The organism is Staphylococcus sp. Y174-1, from assembly GCF_049897865.1.
Lineage (GTDB): Bacteria > Bacillota > Bacilli > Staphylococcales > Staphylococcaceae > Staphylococcus > Staphylococcus saprophyticus.
This window is the reverse complement of record NZ_JAFCXB010000001.1, coordinates 524,933-545,286: the sequence shown is the minus strand read 5'-3', so window position 1 is coordinate 545,286 and position 20,354 is coordinate 524,933. Positions and strand designations below refer to the sequence as shown.

Here is a 20,354-nt window from a genome sequence, read left to right as displayed (position 1 = left end):
CCACTTCTCAATTTATTGAGTTAGTGGTTCTTATGCAAGTGCAAAGGCACTTGTAAACCCAAGCTGATACTTCTCAATTTATTGAGATAGTGGTACTTATGCAAGTGCTCTGGCACTTGTAAGCCCAAGCTGATACTTCTCAATTTATTGAGTTAGTGGTTCTTATGCAAGTGCAAAGGCACTTGTAAACCCAAGCTGATACTTCTCAATTTATTGAGATAGTGGTACTTATGCAAGTGCTCTGGCACTTGTAAGCCCAAGCTGATACTTCTCAATTTATTGAGTTAGTGGTTCTTATGCAAGTGCAAAGGCACTTGTAAACCCAAGCTGATACTTCTCAATTTATTGAGTTAGTGGTTCTTATGCAAGTGCAAAGGCACTTGTAAACCCAAGCTGATACTTCTCAATTTATTGAGATAGTGGTACTTATGCAAGTGCAAAGGCACTTGTAAACCCAAGCTGATACTTCTCAATTTATTGAGATAGTGGTACTTATGCAAGTGCTCTGGCACTTGTAAGCCCAAGCTAGAGCTGCTCAATTTATTTTCTTCATATTGCTTAATCTATAAACTTTAATTGCTGAAAGTCATTGATTTCATACTGACATGGCTACTTTTGATTATATTTTTGAGCGCGGCCACATTTATTGAATGATGAAAGTTGTTTATAAAGGTTAACTGCAAAAAAAGTTGACTTTAATTATTTACAAGTCTTTTTGCACTTTGTGTTCAAATTTAATATAATGTAATAATGATTATGGATAAAGTTATAGAACTTAGAACTACGAGGTTGTTAAACAAAATGATGCGAAATCTTTTGAATTACTTGTTCTTAGTTTTTATGATATAGAAAGGATTTTGTAGAGTGAATGAAGAACAAAGAAAAAGTACTTCTATTGATATCTTAGCAGAACGTGAAAAAAAGACTAAAGATTATAGCAAGTATTTTGAACACGTGTATCAGCCCCCGAGTTTAAAAGAAGCACGAAAACGTGGTAAAGCGGAAGTTAATTATAATGACGATTTTCAAATAGATGAAAAGTACCGAAACATGGGACAAGGCAAAACATTTTTGATTAAAACATATGGTTGTCAAATGAATGCGCATGATACAGAAGTCATGGCAGGCATACTTGGAGCATTGGGTTATACACCAACGGAAGATATTAATCATGCAGATGTTATATTAATTAATACATGTGCGATTCGAGAAAACGCTGAGAATAAAGTATTTAGTGAAATAGGTAATTTAAAACATTTGAAAAAAGAAAAACCTGAAACGGTCATTGGTGTATGTGGTTGTATGTCACAGGAAGAGTCTGTGGTCAATAAAATATTAAAATCTTATCAAAATGTTGATATGATATTTGGAACACATAATATTCATCGTTTACCTGAAATTTTGGAAGAAGCTTATCTTTCAAAAGCAATGGTTGTTGAAGTATGGTCTAAAGAAGGAGACGTCATTGAAAATCTTCCTAAAGTAAGAGAAGGTAATATCAAAGCGTGGGTTAATATTATGTACGGTTGTGACAAATTCTGTACATACTGTATAGTGCCTTTTACTAGAGGTAAAGAGCGAAGCAGACGACCAGAAGATATCATAGATGAAGTCCGTGATTTAGCGCGCCAAGGCTATAAGGAAATCACATTATTAGGTCAAAATGTTAATGCTTATGGTAAAGATATTGATGGCTTAGCATATGGTTTAGGAGATTTATTAGAAGACATTTCAAAAATTGATATTCCGAGAGTAAGATTTACGACGAGTCATCCATGGGATTTCACAGACAGAATGATTGAAGTCATTGCAAATGGTGGAAATATTGTGCCACATGTCCATCTTCCTGTACAATCTGGTAATAATGCAGTGCTTAAGATTATGGGACGTAAATATACACGTGAAAGTTATTTAGATCTCGTTAACAGAATTAAGACACATATTCCTAATGTTGCACTTACAACTGATATTATAGTTGGTTATCCAAATGAAACAGATGAACAGTTTGAGGAAACTTTAACATTATACGACGAAGTTGAGTTTGAACACGCATATACGTATATATACTCACAAAGAGATGGCACCCCTGCAGCTAAGATGAATGATAATGTGCCATTGGATGTAAAAAAAGATAGATTACAGCAATTAAATAAAAAAGTTGCGTATTATTCTGAACGTGCAATGCAACAATATGAAGGACAAACAGTTCAAGTATTATGTGAAGGTGTAAGTAAAAAAGATGATACGGTCTTATCTGGTTATACCTCAAAAAATAAATTAGTGAATTTTAAAGCTCCTAAATCAATGACTGGAAAAATAGTTAATGTATATATTGACGAAGCTAAACAATTTTCACTTAATGGTACGTTTATCAGTGTGAATGATAAAACGGTGGTGACACAATAATGTATGAAAAAGATGATATTTTAGCTGAAGCAGAACGTTTGAGTGAACGTATTAAATCTCTAGATACTGTCAAAGAATATCATAAAGTAGAATCACAAATTCATCATAATGAAAATTTAGAACAACGAATGAAAGAATTAAAGAAAAATCAAAAGCAATCGGTCAATTTGCAAAATTACGGTAAAACACATGCGTTACAGGCCTCGGAAGAAAAGATTCAAGACATCGAAGAAGATATCAATATACTGCCAATTGTAGAAGAATTTAGAGAATCACAAGCAGAAGCCAATGATTTATTACAAATGATGATTCACACAATGTCCGATAGATTAAATAAACACCAAGAATAAGCAATTTTTTATTGCACTTATGGAAAGGGTTTGAACACTATGAAGACTAAAAAGTTAACATTAACAGCAATTTTTATTGCTATAAATGTTGTGTTAAGCAGTATAATTGTGATTCCACTAGGTCCTATAAAAGCAGCACCTATGCAGCATTTAATTAACGTACTTTGCGCTGTATTTGTAGGTCCTTGGTTTGGACTTGCTCAAGCTTTCATTTCATCAATCTTGCGCATGATTTTTGGTACCGGTAGTTTCTTTGCCTTTCCAGGTAGTATGATTGGTGTATTACTCGCTAGTGGTTTTTATTATTATAGAAAGCACCTATTTATGGCAGCTGTGGGAGAAGTGATTGGCACTGGAATTATCGGTAGCATCATGTGTATACCACTTGCTTGGGTCCTTGGTTTTTCAAATCTTGCAATTAAACCATTAATGCTCGCTTTTATTGTTTCAAGTGTAATTGGGGCAATTATTAGTTATATCATTTTAATGATATTGAAGCGAAAAGGCATTTTAAAACGCTACTTATAAAACACTATTATTATGAGATTGAGACATATTATTTTAATCAATAAGTAAATTTATGAAGTTAACTTGTAATCGTTAAGGTCATTTATTACTTAAAGATAAAATAAAGTGTCTTAATCTCTTTTGTTATATATGGGAGTTGGATTATGAAATCTCTATTAGAAAATTTGATTTCTGTCCCGCTCCCATTGAATTTTTAATATGATGAGAAATGTTTAAATTTAATAAACAGGCGTAAATTGAAAACTTATGTTAAAATTTAAGAGTTAAATTAGCTAGAAAAGCTGAAAATCGTGTGGTTATTAAAACAAATTTCAAACAATATAACGAGATAGTAAAATGATATTAGATGTAAGTACATCTCTTATAATCAATGTAGGATGAGATGCAAAAAGACAAAACTTACTTTCTATGACTAAATCAATGAACTAAGTGAAAATAAGAAAAATAAAAGGATTGTGAAATATATTTATGACAAACCAAACCCCAATGATGCAGCAATATTTAAAAATAAAATCACAATATCAAGATTGCCTATTGTTTTTTAGATTGGGTGACTTCTATGAAATGTTTTTTGAAGATGCTAAAGTAGCATCGAGAGTACTAGAAATTACTTTGACAAAACGTGATGCAAAAAAAGAAGACCCGATTCCAATGTGTGGTGTGCCATATCATTCAGCTGATGGCTACATTGAGACATTAATAAGTAACGGTTATAAAGTAGCCATTTGTGAACAAATGGAAGACCCTAGACAAACTAAAGGCATGGTTCGACGTGAAGTTGTTCGTATTGTCACCCCTGGTACAGTAATGGATCAAGGCGGTGTAGATGAAAAACAAAACAATTATATTCTGAGTTTTGTTCAAAGTGCATCAATGTATGCATTGAGTTATTGTGATGTTTCAACAGGTGAATTAAAAGTAACTCATTTTGAAGATGAAGCAACTTTAATTAATGAAATTACGACAATAAATCCAAATGAGATTGTTGTTAAAGAAGCCATTGGTGAATCGCTAAAACGACAAATTAGTCTAACGACAGAGACTATCACGGTGCTTCCAGATATTTCTGATGTAAAATATGATGTTAATACAACGAATGATAGCCATTTATATCACGTAACACAATTATTATTAGATTATATTTATCATACGCAAAAAAGAGATCTTTCTCATATTGAATCTGTGATTACATATGAAGCAGTAGACTTTATGAAAATGGACTTTTACGCAAAACGTAATCTTGAATTAACAGAAAGTATACGTTTAAAATCAAAAAAAGGAACGTTACTTTGGCTAATGGATGAAACGAAAACACCTATGGGTGCCAGACGTTTAAAACAATGGATCGATAGACCGCTTATTCAAAAAAAGCAAATTGAATCACGTCTTGATACAGTAGATCAATTTATCAATCATTTTATTGAGAGAGATACATTGAGAGGCTATTTAGATCAAGTGTATGATATTGAACGTCTAGTTGGTCGTGTGAGTTACGGCAATGTTAACGCACGTGATTTAATTCAGCTAAAACATTCTATTTCAGAAATACCCAATATAAAAAATCTCTTACAAGCTTTTGATGAACAAATGACAGCACAGTTTGAGGCGTTAGAACCACTAGATGATTTGCTGAATTTATTAGAAGAAAGTTTAAAAGAAGAACCACCCATTTCAGTTAAAGAAGGCGGTTTATTTAAAACTGGATTTAATGAAACGCTTGATAGCTATTTAGAAGCTTCAAAAAATGGAAAAAATTGGTTAGCAGAATTACAAACAAAAGAAAGACAACGAACTGGAATTAAGTCATTAAAAATTAGTTTTAATAAGGTTTTTGGTTATTTCATAGAAATTACTAGAGCTAATTTACAAGGGTTTGATCCCACTGAATTTGGATATCATAGAAAGCAAACACTTTCAAATGCAGAACGTTTCATTACCGATGAATTAAAAGAGAAAGAAGATATCATTCTAGGTGCAGAAGATAAAGCTATTGAATTAGAATATCAATTGTTTGTGCAACTTAGAGAACAAATTAAAGCATATACGGAAAGATTACAAAAACAAGCAAAAGTAATCTCTGAACTGGATTGCCTGCAGAGTTTTGCTGAAATAGCTCAAAAATATAATTATGCTCGCCCGACTTTTAGTGAAGATAAGACATTAGAACTTGTTAATTCACGACACCCAGTTGTAGAACGGGTTATGGATCATAATGATTATGTGCCTAACGATTGTGAATTAGATAAGGAAACGTTTATATATTTAATTACTGGCCCTAATATGTCGGGTAAATCAACATATATGAGACAAGTCGCAATTATTAGTATCATGGCTCAAATGGGTGCTTATGTACCATGTGAATCGGCAATATTACCTGTGTTTGACCAGATTTTCACTAGAATAGGTGCAGCGGATGATTTAGTTTCTGGGAAAAGTACTTTCATGGTAGAAATGTTAGAAGCTCAAAAAGCACTTGCACATGCTACAGAACACAGTTTAATCATATTTGATGAAATCGGTAGGGGTACATCGACATACGATGGTTTGGCTTTAGCTCAAGCAATGATTGAATATGTCGCACATACGTCGCATGCTAAGACTTTATTCTCAACACATTATCATGAATTAACTACGCTAGATCAATCATTGGCATGTTTGAAAAATGTGCATGTTGCTGCAAATGAATACAATGGTGAATTGATTTTCTTACACAAAGTTAAAGATGGCGCCGTAGATGATAGTTACGGTATACAAGTAGCTAAATTAGCGCATTTACCAGAGGAAGTGATTAATCGAGCGCAAGTGATATTGGATGCATTTGAACAATCGAATAATCAAACAAACAATAAGAATACCATGAATCATGTTGATATTCCTACTGATAAAAATCTAAATGCTTCAAGTGATGAAGTGACAGAAACAAAAGCTACGTATTATGTTGATAATGAACAGTCAGCTGCAACACAACATGCAAAAAGTGATGGACAATTTGAGCAAGCTGCCTTTGATTTATTTGATTCGCCTGCAAAACAAAGTGAAATAGAAAATGAAATTAAAACATTAAATTTATCAAATATGACGCCAATTGAAGCATTAGTAAAACTAAGTGAATTACAAAAACAATTGAAATAGAGGTGAAGTCATATGGGTAAAATTAAAGAACTACAGACATCCTTAGCGAATAAAATTGCTGCTGGCGAAGTTGTAGAACGACCTGGATCAGTAGTGAAGGAATTGTTAGAAAATGCGATTGATGCCCAAGCGACTGAAATCAATATAGAAGTTGAACAATCCGGCGTAGCATCTATACGAGTTGTGGATAATGGCACAGGTATCCACATAGACGATTTAGGCCTCGTCTTCCACAGACATGCTACGAGTAAATTGGATGCAGATGATGACTTATTCCATATACGTACACTCGGTTTCCGAGGTGAAGCTTTAGCAAGTATCTCTTCAGTAGCAAAGGTTACATTAAGTACATGTACAGATAATGAAGAAGGACAACAGATTTATGTGGAAAATGGTGTAATATTAGATCAAAAACCTGCTAAAGCGAAACGTGGTACAGATATCTTAGTAGAATCGTTATTCTATAATACGCCAGCGCGTTTGAAATATATTAAGAGTTTGTATACGGAATTAGGCAAAATTACAGATATTGTTAATCGTATGGCAATGAGTCATCCAGATATTCGTATTTCATTAATATCAGATGGCAAAACGATTATGAAAACAAATGGTTCGGGCCGTACAAATGAAGTAATGTCAGAAATTTATGGTATGAAAGTGGCAAAAGATTTAGTGCATATTTCTGGTGACACGAGCGATTACCATTTAGAAGGTTTTGTTGCAAAACCAGAACATTCACGTAGTAACAAACATTATATATCGATTTTTATCAATGGGAGATATATTAAAAATTTCTTGTTAAATAAAGCCATTTTAGAAGGTTATCACACCTTGCTCATGATAGGTCGTTACCCAATATGCTATATCAATATTGAGATGGATCCAATTCTAGTTGATGTCAACGTTCATCCGACTAAATTAGAAGTAAGACTGTCCAAAGAGGATCAATTATTTAATTTAATAGTTGAAAAAATACGTGAAGCTTTTAAAGATCGTATTTTAATTCCGCAAAATGATATGGATAAAATTACCAAAAAGAATAAAGTGTTGGATCAATTTGAGCAACAGAAATTAGATTTTGAAAAGAAACAACAACAAGAGAATCATTCACAACCTGTAAATAGCCATGATGAAGATGAAAAGAATGATGACAAAGCATATCATTCCAGTCAAACTCATTACGAACCTACAGACTATATACTGAAAGAGGAAAACAACACATCAGTTTCTACATCGCCTAATAGTGATGATGACTATACCCAAACGCAAAAATCTGTTTTATATGATTTAGAAAATGAAAATCAATCTGAATTTATAAATGAAGCTGATTTTGATTCAGATATAAGCAATCACTCAGATTCTGATATTAAAGGAAGTGTCAGTAAAGACCCTTCACGTCGTGTGCCTTATATGGAAGTGGTCGGACAAGTTCATGGCACATACATTATCGCTCAAAATGAAAATGGTATGTATATGATTGATCAACATGCGGCACAAGAACGTATCAAATATGAATATTTTAGAGAGAAAATTGGTGAAGTGACGAATGAAATTCAAAATTTGTTAATTCCGTTAACTTTCCACTTTTCAACTGATGAATTAATGATTATTAATCAGCACAAAGAAGAGTTAGATAAAGTAGGCGTTCATCTTGAACCATTTGGGGGTAATGACTATATTGTAGATAGTTATCCGGTTTGGTTTCCCACAGCTGAAGCAGAAGAAATTATAAAAGATATGATTGAATATGTTTTAGAGCATAAGAAAGTAAATGTAAAAAAAATTCGAGAAGACGCTGCCATAATGATGAGTTGCAAAAAATCAATTAAAGCAAATCACTATTTAAAAAATAATGAAATGGCAGATCTAGTCAACCAATTGAGAGAAACTGAAGATCCTTTTACTTGTCCACATGGTAGACCAATTATTATTAATTTCTCAAACTACGAATTAGAAAGATTGTTCAAAAGAACTATCTAGGAGGTAAGTGGATGAAACCATATATTTTACCAGCAATTAGATCAATGAAAGATTTAGAAAAAATGACGCAAACAGATTATAAAGAATGCGTATTGCTCGATACACATATTGGTCATATTAAAAGTATAATGGATTTATTAAATAAGCATCACATTGAAACATATATGCATATTGATTTAATTAAGGGCATGAGTCACGATGAATTTGCCTGTGAATATATTATTCAAAATTATCATCCTAAAGGTATTGTCTCTACTAAGACTAAAGTGATCAACAAAGCCAAAGCATTGAATACGACGACTGTGTTCCGTGTTTTTGTATTAGATAGTCATGCATTACGTAGAAGTATTGAATTAATCAAACGTGTAGAACCAGACTATGTTGAAGTATTACCGGGAGTTGCAACTAAAGCAATACAAATTATCAACGAGGAAACGAACACGTCTGTAATTGCAGGTGGATTAATCAATACGGTAGAAGAAGTTGATATCGCAGTTAAAAATGGTGCTAAATATATAACGACAAGTGATCGCCATTTATGGTAACCATCATGAAGAAAACATCAATTCTATTTAAACAAAATTTAAGATAAAAGCTAGGCTAGCCAAACACAGAGATAATATTGCTATTTGACAAAGATATTAGCGATACTCTGTTAGCGCTAGCCTTTTTTTCTGATATTGTTAAAGGATTCAATATATATGTTATGATTAGTGAAATTTTATTAGATTGTGTTAAGGGGTGATTTGATGATTAAACCAAAACAATTAAAGCGTGGCGATACGGTAGCAATTGTTTCTTTATCATCAGGACTAGCTGGTGAAACTGACATGTTATGGCGTACGTATCAAGGTATTAATCGATTGAAATATGTATTTGGTTTAAATGTGAAGGTAATGCCAAATGCTTTAAAAGGAAGAACTTATATTAGCCAACATCCCGAAGCGCGGGCTGAAGATTTTAATAATGCCGTTAAAGATCCCACAATAAAGGGTATTATCAGCTGTATTGGTGGTGATGATGCTATTAAAATATTGCCATTTGTGAATCTAGAAGCACTACGGGAGCACCCAAAAATTTTTTCGGGCTATTCTGATTCAACCACGGTTCATATGATGTTTTATAAAATGGGTGTTGTCAGTTTTTATGGGCCTGCATTACTGACAGATTTTGCAGAAAATATTGCTATGGACGATTATACGGTTCGAGATATAGAGAAATTTTGGTTTAATACTAATATAATAGGTGAGATTCTTTCAGCAAAGTATATTAGACCATTTGGATTAGCGTGGCATATAGAAAATAAAATGATTGCTAGACAAACGATACAACAACAAGGTTATGAGTTGATTCAAGGATATGGTATTCAACAAGGACACTTAATTGGTGGGAATTTGGAAACATTGACTAGTTTAATAAACACGGACTTATTTCCAAATAAGACAGATTTTGAAGATGCTATTTTATTTTTAGAAACATCTGAAGATACACCAGATCCTCAAGCATTTGAAGCGATGTTGGTCCAATTAATTCAACAAGATGCATTAAAACAGTGCAATGGAATGATTATAGGTAAACCATTTGATAATGTGTATTACACAGCTTATAAAGAAAAAATATTAGATGTATTGAAACAATACAATTACACAAATATACCAGTATTATACAACATGTCTTTTGGTCATAATGAGCCTAAGCACATGCTACCGTATGGTTTACAAGCAAAAATAGATTGTAATAAAAAACAATTTAAAATCAAGGAAAATGCTGTCAATATCACTTGAAATGTGACAAGATTTTTACAAAAAGATTGACAACGCTTACAAAATCGGTGTAAGATGAACACAAGTTAATAAATAGAACAGAGATGGGAGATTTCTACAGTAATTAAACCGGTGGTTCGCAACTGGCTATAATTGTAGGAATCTCTCTATCTTTTTTTAGGAGGAGTCTCTATGAGTGTGTATTTTGCTGAATTTTTGGGAACAGCAATACTAGTATTATTTGGGGGTGGCGTTTGTGCCAACGTCAATTTGAAAAAAAGTGCCGGTAACGGTGCAGATTGGATTGTTATTGCATTAGGTTGGGGGCTTGCAGTTTCAATGGGTGTATATGCGGTTGGAAATATTTCCGGAGCGCATTTAAATCCCGCAGTTACATTAGCGTTTGCTATGGACGGCGCGTTAAGTTGGAGTATGGTACCAGGCTATATCGTTTGTCAAATGCTCGGCGGTATTTTCGGTGGTGTTTTAGTTTGGTTAATGTATTTAGCACATTGGAAACAAACAGAAGATCAAGGCGCAAAATTAGGTGTATTCTCTACAGCACCAGCAATTAAAAATTATTTTGCCAACTTTTTAAGTGAAATCATTGGTACTGCTACACTTACTTTAGGATTACTATTTATTGGGATGAATAAAATTGCTGATGGATTAAATCCATTAATCGTTGGCGGTTTAATTGTAGCGATTGGTTTAAGTTTAGGTGGACCAACTGGCTATGCCATTAATCCCGCGCGTGATTTAGGACCTCGTATTGCACATGCGATATTACCAATTGCTGGGAAAGGGAAATCTAATTGGAGCTATGCGATTGTGCCAGTTTTAGGCCCAATTACTGGAGGAATGATTGGTGCAGTCATTTATAGATTATTCTATAAAGGCGCGTTTGATACAATGTCAGTTGTAGCGATTGTATTACTAATTGTTACTATTGCGCTTGGTGTAGTGTTAAATAAAGCTAAAAGTGCAAAAGGTATCGAATCTGTATATTGATTAAGTTTTAAACAGTCCTGTTTATAAGTTAAACTATAAGTAGGCTTTATATTATAACAATTTATGATTTAGATTAATGTTTGTAAAAATGAATATATGGCAATGTGTATAATAACGTGTAAAAACGAGTTACATATATATAGCCGCGATAAACGAGATAAGAGGGAGATTTTAATTATGGAAAAATATATTTTATCAATTGACCAAGGAACAACAAGTTCAAGAGCAATTCTTTTTGATAAAGAAGGTAAAATTAAAGGTGTCGCACAACGTGAATTCAAACAATTCTTTCCAAAATCTGGTTGGGTAGAACATGATGCTAATGAAATTTGGACATCTGTTTTAGCTGTTATGGCAGAAGTATTAAATGAAAGCAATGTAGGAGCAGAACAAATTGCTAGTATTGGCATCACAAACCAACGTGAAACAACAGTTGTGTGGGATAAACATACGTCACGTCCTATATATCATGCAATTGTATGGCAATCTCGTCAAACACAAGGTATTTGTCAAGACTTAAAAGAACAAGGCCTTGAAGATAAATTCCGCAATAAAACTGGTTTGCTTTTAGATCCTTATTTTGCAGGTACAAAAGTGAAATGGATTTTAGATAATGTGGAAGGTGCAAGAGAAAAAGCAGATAACGGTGATTTATTATTTGGTACGATTGATTCATGGCTTGTTTGGAAATTATCAGGTGGACAAGCGCATATTACAGATTATACAAATGCAAGTCGTACATTAATTTATAATATTTATGATTTAGAATGGGATCAAGAATTATTAGATATTTTAGAAATTCCTAATACAATGTTACCTGAAGTCAAAGCATCAAGTGAAGTTTATGCACACACAATTGATTATCATTTCTTTGGTGAAGAAGTACCTATTTCAGGTATTGCTGGCGACCAACAAGCAGCATTATTCGGACAAGCTTGTTTCGACCGTGGAGATGTAAAAAATACTTACGGTACGGGTGGATTCATGTTGATGAATACAGGTGAAGAAGCTGTTTCATCTAAGAGTGGTTTATTAACTACGATTGCTTATGGTTTGGACGGTAAAGTGAATTATGCTTTAGAAGGTTCAATATTTGTTTCAGGTTCTGCAATTCAATGGCTAAGAGATGGATTAAGAATGATTAATTCAGCGCCACAATCTGAAAATTATGCTGAACGTATTGAATCAACAGAGGGTGTATATGTCGTGCCTGCATTTGTAGGTCTTGGTACACCATACTGGGACGCAGATGCACGTGGTGCAATCTTTGGATTAACACGCGGTACAGAAAAAGAGCATTTCATCCGTGCAACATTGGAATCACTTTGTTACCAAACACGTGATGTATTAGAAGCAATGGAAAAAGATTCTGGCATCAAAGTAAATAATTTACGTGTTGATGGTGGCGCGGTAAAAAATAATTTTATTATGCAATTCCAAGCTGATTTATTAAACGTAGGTGTTGAGCGTCCAGAAATTAATGAAACAACAGCATTAGGTGCAGCGTATTTAGCAGGTTTAGCTGTAGGTTTCTGGGATAGTAAAGATGAAATTGCTAATCGTTGGAACTTAGAAAAAGAATTCCAACCAGATATGATTGAAAAAGATAGACAAAGATTTTATAAAGGTTGGAAGAAAGCTGTAGAAGCAACACAAGTATTTAAATTAGAAGATGAGTAAAAAATTAGACTTAATATTGTTATATATGCTACAATACGGGTAAGTTAATAATATCGAGATGAGAAATGAGAGATTCAATTCGTACAATTATATATGTATGGGATTAATCTCTCTTTTTTTAATACTTTAGGAGGCGCTTGTTTATTATGAGTTTATCAACGTTGAAAAGAGAACAAATAAAAAAAGATTTAAAAGATCAAGAATTTGATGTCGTTATCATTGGCGGAGGTATCACTGGTGCTGGTATTGCTTTAGATGCAAGTGAAAGAGGTATGAAAGTTGCACTTGTTGAAATGCAAGACTTTGCACAAGGAACAAGCTCACGTTCTACGAAATTGGTACATGGTGGGTTACGTTACTTAAAACAACTTCAAGTTGGAGTGGTAGCTGAAACTGGTCGTGAACGTGCGATTGTTTATGAAAATGGACCGCATGTTACTACACCAGAACGTATGCTTTTACCAATGCATAAAGGCGGTTCAATGGGCAAATTCACTACTTCTATTGGATTAGCAATGTATGATAGATTAGCAGGTGTTAAGAAAGCTGAACGTAAAACAATGTTAAATGCTAAAGAAACATTAGAAAAAGAACCATTAGTTAAAAAAGCTGGTCTAAAAGGTGGCGGTTCTTATGTTGAATATCGTACAGATGACGCGCGTCTAACTATTGAAGTTATGAAACGTGCAGAAGAAAAAGGTGCGAAAGTTATTAATCATACAAAATCAGTACATTTCACTTATGATTCAAATGAAAAAGTCAACGGTATACAAGTTGAAGATCAAATCAATAATGAAACGTATCCAATCAAAGCTAAAAAAGTCATTAATGCAAGTGGCCCATGGGTAGATGAAGTTCGCAGTGGAGACTATGCACGTAACAATAAACAATTACGTTTAACAAAAGGTGTTCACATTGTTATTGATCAATCTAAATTCCCATTAGGTCAAGCAGTTTATTTCGATACTGAAAAAGATGGACGTATGATTTTCGCTATTCCTCGTGAAGGTAAAGCATATGTTGGTACGACTGATACGTTCTATGACAACAATAAAACTTCACCATTAGCTAACCAAGAAGATAGAGACTATCTCATCGATGCTATTAATTACATGTTCCCAGATGTAAATGTAGCTGATGAAGATATTGAATCTTCATGGGCAGGTGTCAGACCGTTAATCTTAGAAGAAGGTAAAGATCCATCTGAAATTTCACGTAAAGATGAAGTATGGGAAGGAAAATCTGGTTTATTAACAATTGCCGGTGGTAAATTAACTGGTTATCGTCATATGGCACTTGAAATTGTGGATTTACTATCTAAACGCTTGAAATCAGAATTCGGTCTTAAATTTGATAAATGTGCGACGAAACACTTAACTATCTCAGGAGGAGATGTTGGTGGTAGTGCGAACTTCGATAAGTTTATTGAACAAAAAGTTGAAGAAGCAAAATCTTATCAAATTGATGAGTCAACTGCACGTCACTTTGCTTCAAAATACGGTTCAAATGCTGAAGAACTATTCAAGATTGCACAAACAGCACAATATCAAGAAACTGGTTTACCTTTAGACATTTATACTGAATTAGTTTATTCAATCCAAAACGAAATGGTATATCGTCCAACAGACTTCTTTATTCGTCGTACAGGTAAACTATACTTCAAAATTGATGACGTCTTAAATTATAAAGAACAAGTTATTGATGTCATGGCTGGCTTATTAGGATACACAAATATTGAAAAAGAAGCTTATACAAAAGAATTACAAATTGCAATTGATGAAGCACAAACTGGTAATCATCAACCAGCAGTAAAAGAATAATTTAAAGTACTTTTTCAATAATATAATTTAAATAGAAATAGCTGCTAACTTTGCGAGGTTGGCAGCTGTTTTTTTAACCCAAAATGGTAATTTAAAGCATGATTAAAATTTGAAAATACTTTTATTAAAACAATGTTTGTACATACTGAGCTGATTGCGTACTATTTGATAACATGCTCATTTGAAGGTATATTGTATAATATACAAAAATATAAGTCGTAAAGTATGGGAGGCCTATAACATGAGTAAAAATGAATTTAAAATTACAGTTGCAGATGGCACAATGATAGAAGTTAAATTGAATAAAGCTAAAAAAACAACTATCGGTGTCGTGCATATACTTCATGGAATGGCAGAGCATATGGATCGATATGATCAGCTTGTGAAATCATTAAACCAACAAGGTTATGATGTGTTACGACATAATCATCGGGGCCATGGCAAAGATATAAATGAAGATGAACGTGGACAAATTGATGACCTGTCTCAAGTTGCGGAAGATGCATATGAAATTGCTGAAACGGTGTGTTCACATTATCAACATATCCCATATATTATTATAGGACATTCAATGGGATCAATTGTGGGACGTATATTCGCTCAAAGATATCCAGATGCAGCTCAAGGTATGATATTAACCGGAACAACGCAATATCCAACCTTTTTGAGCATTTCCATTTGTACATTACTAAAAATAATTACATTGGTGTTAGGAAAACATCGTAGATTAGATTGGTTAAACAAAATAATGTATAAATCGTTTAATAAAAATATTAATAACCAAAAAACGGCAAGTGACTGGCTCTCTAGTGATGCGAATGAAGTAGAACAATTTATAAAAGATCCATATACAGGATTTTTAGTCTCAAATCAGTTGATTTATCAAGTTATGAAACAAATGGTATCAACAAGTCGAATGAAAAATATAAAACAAATGAACGCCAATCTTCCTGTATTGTTAATTTCAGGTAAAGATGATCCTCTAGGAGACTATGGTAAAGGGATTAGGAAACTGGGTAGATTATATAAAAAAGCAGGTATTAAACATATCACAGTACAACTGTATAAAAATAAAAGACATGAAGTACTTTTTGAAAAAGGCTATGTTGAAACATGGCATCATATGTATGAATGGATAGAAAAACAAATTTTAAAAAAGAAAAAGTAAATAGCAAATAAATAAAGAGAGATGATACACGTGGAAAACGACAAGCCCTTTATAGTTGTTCTTGTTGGACCAACTGCAGTAGGTAAGACTGAATTTAGTATTGAATTAGCCAAAAAATATAACGGTGAAATTATCAGTGGAGATTCAATGCAAGTTTATAAAAATATGGACATCGGCACAGCAAAAATAACACTTGATGAGATGTCTGGCATACCACATCATATGATAGACATATTAGAACCCGATGAACCTTTTTCGGCTTATGAATTCAAAAACAGAGCACAAAAATTAATCAAAGAAATTACTCATAGAGGCCGTGTGCCAATCATTGCAGGTGGCACAGGTTTATACATACAATCACTTATTTATGATTATGCCTTCGAAGATGAAACTATTTCAGAAGCGCATAGCGAAAGTGTAGAAACGCAGCTAGCGGAACTTGATCAACTATCAAATGATGAATTACATCAGTATTTGGCATCGTTTGATGAAATTTCTGCGCAAGATATTCATCCCAATAATCGAAAAAGAGTTAGACGTGCTATACAATATTATTTAAAAACAAAAAAACTTTTGAGTTCACGTAAGAAAGTACAACAATTTACAGAAAATTATGATACATTATTATTAGGGATAGAAATGTCGCGTGACATATTATATCAAAGAATTAATACACGTGTTGATATAATGTTGGAACGTGGATTATTAAGTGAAGTGAAACAACTCGTTGAAAATGGTTATGAAACAAGTCAAAGTATGCAAGCAATTGGCTATAAAGAGATTGTACCCGTTATTAACGGACAAATTAGTCTAGATGAGGCAACTAATAAATTAAAGCAACATTCTAGAAATTATGCTAAACGACAAATGACTTGGTTTAAGAACAAATTAGACGTCTTGTGGTTAGATAGAGAGAAAATGTCACTTTCACTAATGTTAGATGAAGTTTCAGTCCAAATACAGAAAAGGAGAACATAAAATGAATACAACAGAAAACATCCAAGACAAATTCCTAGGACAATTTAAGGCTGATCAAACAAAAATAATTGTATTTTTAGTGAATGGTTTTCAAATGAAAGGTACGATTGAAGATTACGATAAATACATCGTATGTTTATTATCTCAAGGAAAACAACACCTTATTTATAAGCACGCCATAAGTACCTTCACTATTGACGAAGCAGCCACAACTGAAGAAAGTTAATTTACATTTAAAAATTATGAAAAATACTTAAGTAAAACCGAGGTTGGAACAAATAAATGTTTCAACCTCGGTTTTTTGTATAAAAAAGCATTGCCGTGTTTAAGTAAGGATACGACAATGCTTTTTAATATCATATATAAAATTGTATTTTCAGTTATAGTAATGCTTCAATTTCTGATTCCAATTGACTTGGTTTTTTCTGTGGTGAAAAACGTTGAACCACATCGCCATTTTTATCCACTAAAAATTTAGTGAAATTCCATTTTATTTTTTCATTGAAAAATCCATTTTGAGCTTCAGTTAAAAATTTAAATAGAGGATGTTGTTGTTCACCTTTAACATCAATTTTTTCATGCATTGGGAAAGAAACACCGTAATTGATTTTACAGTTTTGAGTAGCTTCCTCACCTGTACCAGGTTCTTGGCCACCAAATTGATTACAAGGGAATCCTAAAATGATGAAATCTTGCTCTTTATACTTATCATATAATGCTTGTAGCCCTTCAAATTGTGGTGTAAATCCACATTCACTAGCCGTGTTTACAATTAACATCACTTTGTTTTTATAAGCATCTAATTTATAAGCATCTCCATTTGGTTTTTGCACTTCTATGTCGTAAATAGTCATAATACTTCACCTCTTTTTATTAATTTAACATAATTTAAGTTTATAGTCTTTATTTTGGCACTATGATAGAATGGCAAAGAATACTTTGAAAAGAGGTGCATGTTATGACCCAACAACAAACATATACAACGGAACAGAGTTTAGAAACAGCAATATTAGTTGGAGTACATGCTCAAACGGATGAAGACTTTAACTTTGAGTCAACAATGGAAGAATTAGCGTCTTTATCTCAGACATGCCAATTAAACGTAAAAGCACAGTTTAGCCAAAATAGAACTAACGTAGACAATAAATTTTATGTTGGTAAAGGTAAATTGGATGAAATTAAAGCATATGTTGAATTTCATGACATAGACGTTGTTGTAGCCAATGATGAGCTTACAACTGCACAATCCAAAACTTTAAATGGTAATTTAAACGTCAAAATAATTGATAGAACGCAGCTTATATTAGAAATATTTGCTCTACGCGCACGTAGTAAAGAAGGTAAACTACAAGTAGAATTAGCGCAATTAGATTATCTTATGCCCAGATTGCAGGGTCATGGCCGAAGTTTGTCTCGACTAGGTGGCGGCATCGGAACAAGAGGTCCTGGTGAAACGAAATTAGAAATGGACCGTAGACACATCAGAACGAGAATGAATGAGATTAAACACCAATTAGAAACGGTAGTAGAACACCGTGAACGCTATCGTAATAAAAGAGAACAAAATCATGTATTTCAAGTAGCATTGGTAGGTTATACTAATGCTGGGAAATCGTCTTGGTTTAATGCATTAGCAAAGGAATCTACTTATGAAAAAAAACTGCTTTTCGCCACACTTGATCCCAAAACGAGACAGATACAGATAAACGACGGCTTTAATCTCATCATTTCAGATACAGTAGGATTTATTCAAAAACTACCAACAACGCTTATAGCGGCTTTTAAATCAACTTTAGAAGAAGCAAAAAATGCAGATTTATTATTACATGTTGTCGATAGTAGTCATCCTGAATATCGCGCGCAATATGATACCGTTAATCAAATTGTAAATGATTTAGATATGGGACAAATACCTCAGGCCATCATTTTTAACAAGAAAGATTTGCATGATGGCTCATTACCAGCTACAAACAAACCTCATGTATTTGTTTCTAGTAAAGATGAAAAAGATATAGAGAAAGTAAAATCATTGTTATTTAATCAAATTAAACAAGTGCTTACTTATTATGAAGAAAGTGTACCGAGTGCAAATGCAGATCGCTTATACTTTTTAAAACAACATACGCTGATATCAGAATTAGTATTTGACGAGATAAATGCTAATTATCAAGTTAAAGGATACAAAAAAGAATAGAAGGAAGTTATGAAAATGGAAGAGATGAAACAACTGATTGCGGACACAGAGGCTACATTAGCGCCATATTTTAAAGCAATAGAAGAAACCGCCTTTGTTAATCAGGAAAAAGTACTTAATGCGTTTCATGAAGTGAAAGCTACTGAAAGTGATTTACAAGGGACGACAGGTTACGGGTATGATGATTTTGGTAGAGATCATCTTGAAGAAATTTATGCACACACGTTTAAAGCAGAAGATGCTTTAGTTAGACCTCAAATCATCTCTGGTACACATGCAATCACGATTGCGCTGCAAAGTACTTTGAAACATGGTGATGAGTTATTATATATCACTGGCAATCCTTATGATACTTTATTAGAGGTCATTGGTATCAATGGCAATGGTATTGAAAGTCTTAAAGAACATGGCGTCCAATATAATAAAGTGGATTTGAAACATGGTGATATAGATATAGAAACGGTAATGCAACAAATTCATAGTCGAACAAAAGTCATCGCTATCCAACGTTCCAAAGGCTATGACCAACGTCCTTCTATCAATTTAAATTTAATCGAAAAGGCCATACAACAAATTAAGGCGCAATATCCAGAAATCATTATTTTTGTCGATAATTGCTATGGTGAATTTGTAGAAGAACGTGAACCTATTGAATGTGGAGCGGATTTAATTGCAGGCTCATTAATTAAAAATCCAGGTGGCGGTTTAGCAAAAATCGGCGGTTATATTGCAGGAAAAAAAGATTTAATTGCACGTTGTGGTTATCGTCTAACTGCGCCTGGTATAGGTAAAGAAGCAGGTGCATCACTCAATTCGTTACAAGAAATGTATCAAGGGTTCTTTTTGGCACCACATGTTGTTAGTCAAAGTTTGAAAGGGGCTTTATTTACAAGTCTTCTTCTAGAGAAGATGGATATGCGAACAAGTCCAAGATACGATGAAGCGCGAACAGATTTAATTCAAACGGTTTCTTTTGAGAATAAAGAACAAATGATTCAGTTTTGTCAAAGTATACAACAAGCCTCTCCCATTAATGCACATTTCAGTCCTGAGCCAGCTTATATGCCAGGATATGAAGACGATGTAATCATGGCGGCAGGGACATTTGTACAAGGATCTTCTATTGAACTTTCTGCTGATGGGCCAATTAGACCGCCATTTGAAGCCTATGTTCAAGGCGGATTAACATATGAACACGTAAAATTAGCTGTCTCAAGAGCAGCGAGAAATCTAAAATCACAACAATTGATTTGATTTTTGAATGAACTTCCATATATGTTTTGTAAAAAGAGATAGTATATACATGCTATTTTAATTTATAATCCCATATATGGATTTTTTTTG

Annotated in this window: 15 protein-coding genes and 1 pseudogene; 15 read left to right on the top strand and 1 reads right to left on the bottom strand. The window is 33.4% G+C overall.

The genetic code is table 11. The features are described from left to right. The first annotated feature begins 864 nt into the window (after positions 1 to 864). The 13 genes and pseudogenes from miaB to hfq all read left to right on the top strand — a co-directional run bounded on the left by miaB (position 865) and on the right by hfq (position 17,042). Positions 865 to 2,406: a tRNA (N6-isopentenyl adenosine(37)-C2)-methylthiotransferase MiaB gene (miaB, locus tag ACP7BT_RS02765; RefSeq protein WP_069821942.1), complete on the top strand. Its 1,542-nt coding sequence runs from the start codon at positions 865 to 867 to the stop codon at positions 2,404 to 2,406. Then, a complete protein-coding gene (locus ACP7BT_RS02760; RefSeq protein WP_041080475.1) occupies positions 2,406 to 2,756 on the top strand; it encodes a RicAFT regulatory complex protein RicA family protein in 351 nt (116 codons plus the stop codon). The genes miaB and ACP7BT_RS02760 overlap by 1 nt, the downstream gene beginning before the upstream one ends. A gap of 39 nt (positions 2,757 to 2,795) precedes the next feature. Further along, positions 2,796 to 3,284 (top strand): energy coupling factor transporter S component ThiW, encoded by a 489-nt coding sequence (gene thiW / locus ACP7BT_RS02755; RefSeq protein ID WP_002483424.1) that lies wholly within the window; start codon positions 2,796 to 2,798, stop codon positions 3,282 to 3,284. 468 nt (positions 3,285 to 3,752) lie between these two features. Further along, positions 3,753 to 6,123, top strand: a pseudogene (mutS, locus tag ACP7BT_RS02750) (DNA mismatch repair protein MutS); the annotation flags it as partial. A gap of 305 nt (positions 6,124 to 6,428) precedes the next feature. Further along, positions 6,429 to 8,396, top strand: a complete 1,968-nt coding sequence (mutL, locus tag ACP7BT_RS02745) for a DNA mismatch repair endonuclease MutL (RefSeq protein WP_426303721.1) — start codon at positions 6,429 to 6,431, stop codon at positions 8,394 to 8,396. An 11-nt stretch (positions 8,397 to 8,407) separates the two neighbouring features. Next, positions 8,408 to 8,941, top strand: a complete 534-nt coding sequence (locus ACP7BT_RS02740) for a glycerol-3-phosphate responsive antiterminator (RefSeq protein WP_002483421.1) — start codon at positions 8,408 to 8,410, stop codon at positions 8,939 to 8,941. 204 nt (positions 8,942 to 9,145) lie between these two features. After that, positions 9,146 to 10,180, top strand: coding sequence for a S66 family peptidase (locus tag ACP7BT_RS02735; protein WP_426303720.1), 1,035 nt, complete (start codon positions 9,146 to 9,148; stop codon positions 10,178 to 10,180). Between the two features lie 171 nt (positions 10,181 to 10,351). After that, a complete protein-coding gene (locus ACP7BT_RS02730; protein ID WP_002483419.1) occupies positions 10,352 to 11,170 on the top strand; it encodes an MIP/aquaporin family protein in 819 nt (272 codons plus the stop codon). A gap of 177 nt (positions 11,171 to 11,347) precedes the next feature. Further along, the gene (gene glpK / locus ACP7BT_RS02725) at positions 11,348 to 12,850 is read left to right on the top strand and encodes a glycerol kinase GlpK (RefSeq protein ID WP_426303719.1); all 1,503 of its coding nucleotides are present in this window, start codon (positions 11,348 to 11,350) and stop codon (positions 12,848 to 12,850) included. A gap of 146 nt (positions 12,851 to 12,996) precedes the next feature. Beyond that, positions 12,997 to 14,670 (top strand): glycerol-3-phosphate dehydrogenase/oxidase, encoded by a 1,674-nt coding sequence (locus ACP7BT_RS02720; RefSeq protein ID WP_002483417.1) that lies wholly within the window; start codon positions 12,997 to 12,999, stop codon positions 14,668 to 14,670. A gap of 241 nt (positions 14,671 to 14,911) precedes the next feature. Then, positions 14,912 to 15,838, top strand: a complete 927-nt coding sequence (locus ACP7BT_RS02715) for an alpha/beta hydrolase (RefSeq protein WP_037538506.1) — start codon at positions 14,912 to 14,914, stop codon at positions 15,836 to 15,838. Between the two features lie 21 nt (positions 15,839 to 15,859). Beyond that, complete coding sequence (miaA, locus tag ACP7BT_RS02710; RefSeq protein WP_041080479.1) at positions 15,860 to 16,816, top strand: tRNA (adenosine(37)-N6)-dimethylallyltransferase MiaA; 957 nt, start codon at positions 15,860 to 15,862, stop codon at positions 16,814 to 16,816. Between the two features lies 1 nt (position 16,817). Further along, positions 16,818 to 17,042 carry an RNA chaperone Hfq gene (gene hfq / locus ACP7BT_RS02705; protein WP_002483414.1) on the top strand — a complete coding sequence of 75 codons (225 nt, stop codon included), beginning with the start codon at positions 16,818 to 16,820 and terminating at the stop codon, positions 17,040 to 17,042. Between the two features lie 154 nt (positions 17,043 to 17,196). Here the strand turns inward: hfq and ACP7BT_RS02700 are convergent, their stop codons facing one another. After that, the gene (locus tag ACP7BT_RS02700) at positions 17,197 to 17,673 is read right to left on the bottom strand and encodes a glutathione peroxidase (RefSeq protein ID WP_370874426.1); all 477 of its coding nucleotides are present in this window, start codon (positions 17,671 to 17,673) and stop codon (positions 17,197 to 17,199) included. Positions 17,674 to 17,774: 101 nt separating this feature from the next. Here ACP7BT_RS02700 and hflX point away from each other — a divergent pair, with 101 nt between their 5' ends. Beyond that, complete coding sequence (hflX, locus tag ACP7BT_RS02695) at positions 17,775 to 19,010, top strand: GTPase HflX (protein WP_047503666.1); 1,236 nt, start codon at positions 17,775 to 17,777, stop codon at positions 19,008 to 19,010. A gap of 15 nt (positions 19,011 to 19,025) precedes the next feature. Continuing rightward, positions 19,026 to 20,264, top strand: coding sequence for an aminotransferase class I/II-fold pyridoxal phosphate-dependent enzyme (locus ACP7BT_RS02690; RefSeq protein WP_011303221.1), 1,239 nt, complete (start codon positions 19,026 to 19,028; stop codon positions 20,262 to 20,264). Positions 20,265 to 20,354: the final 90 nt, after the last annotated feature.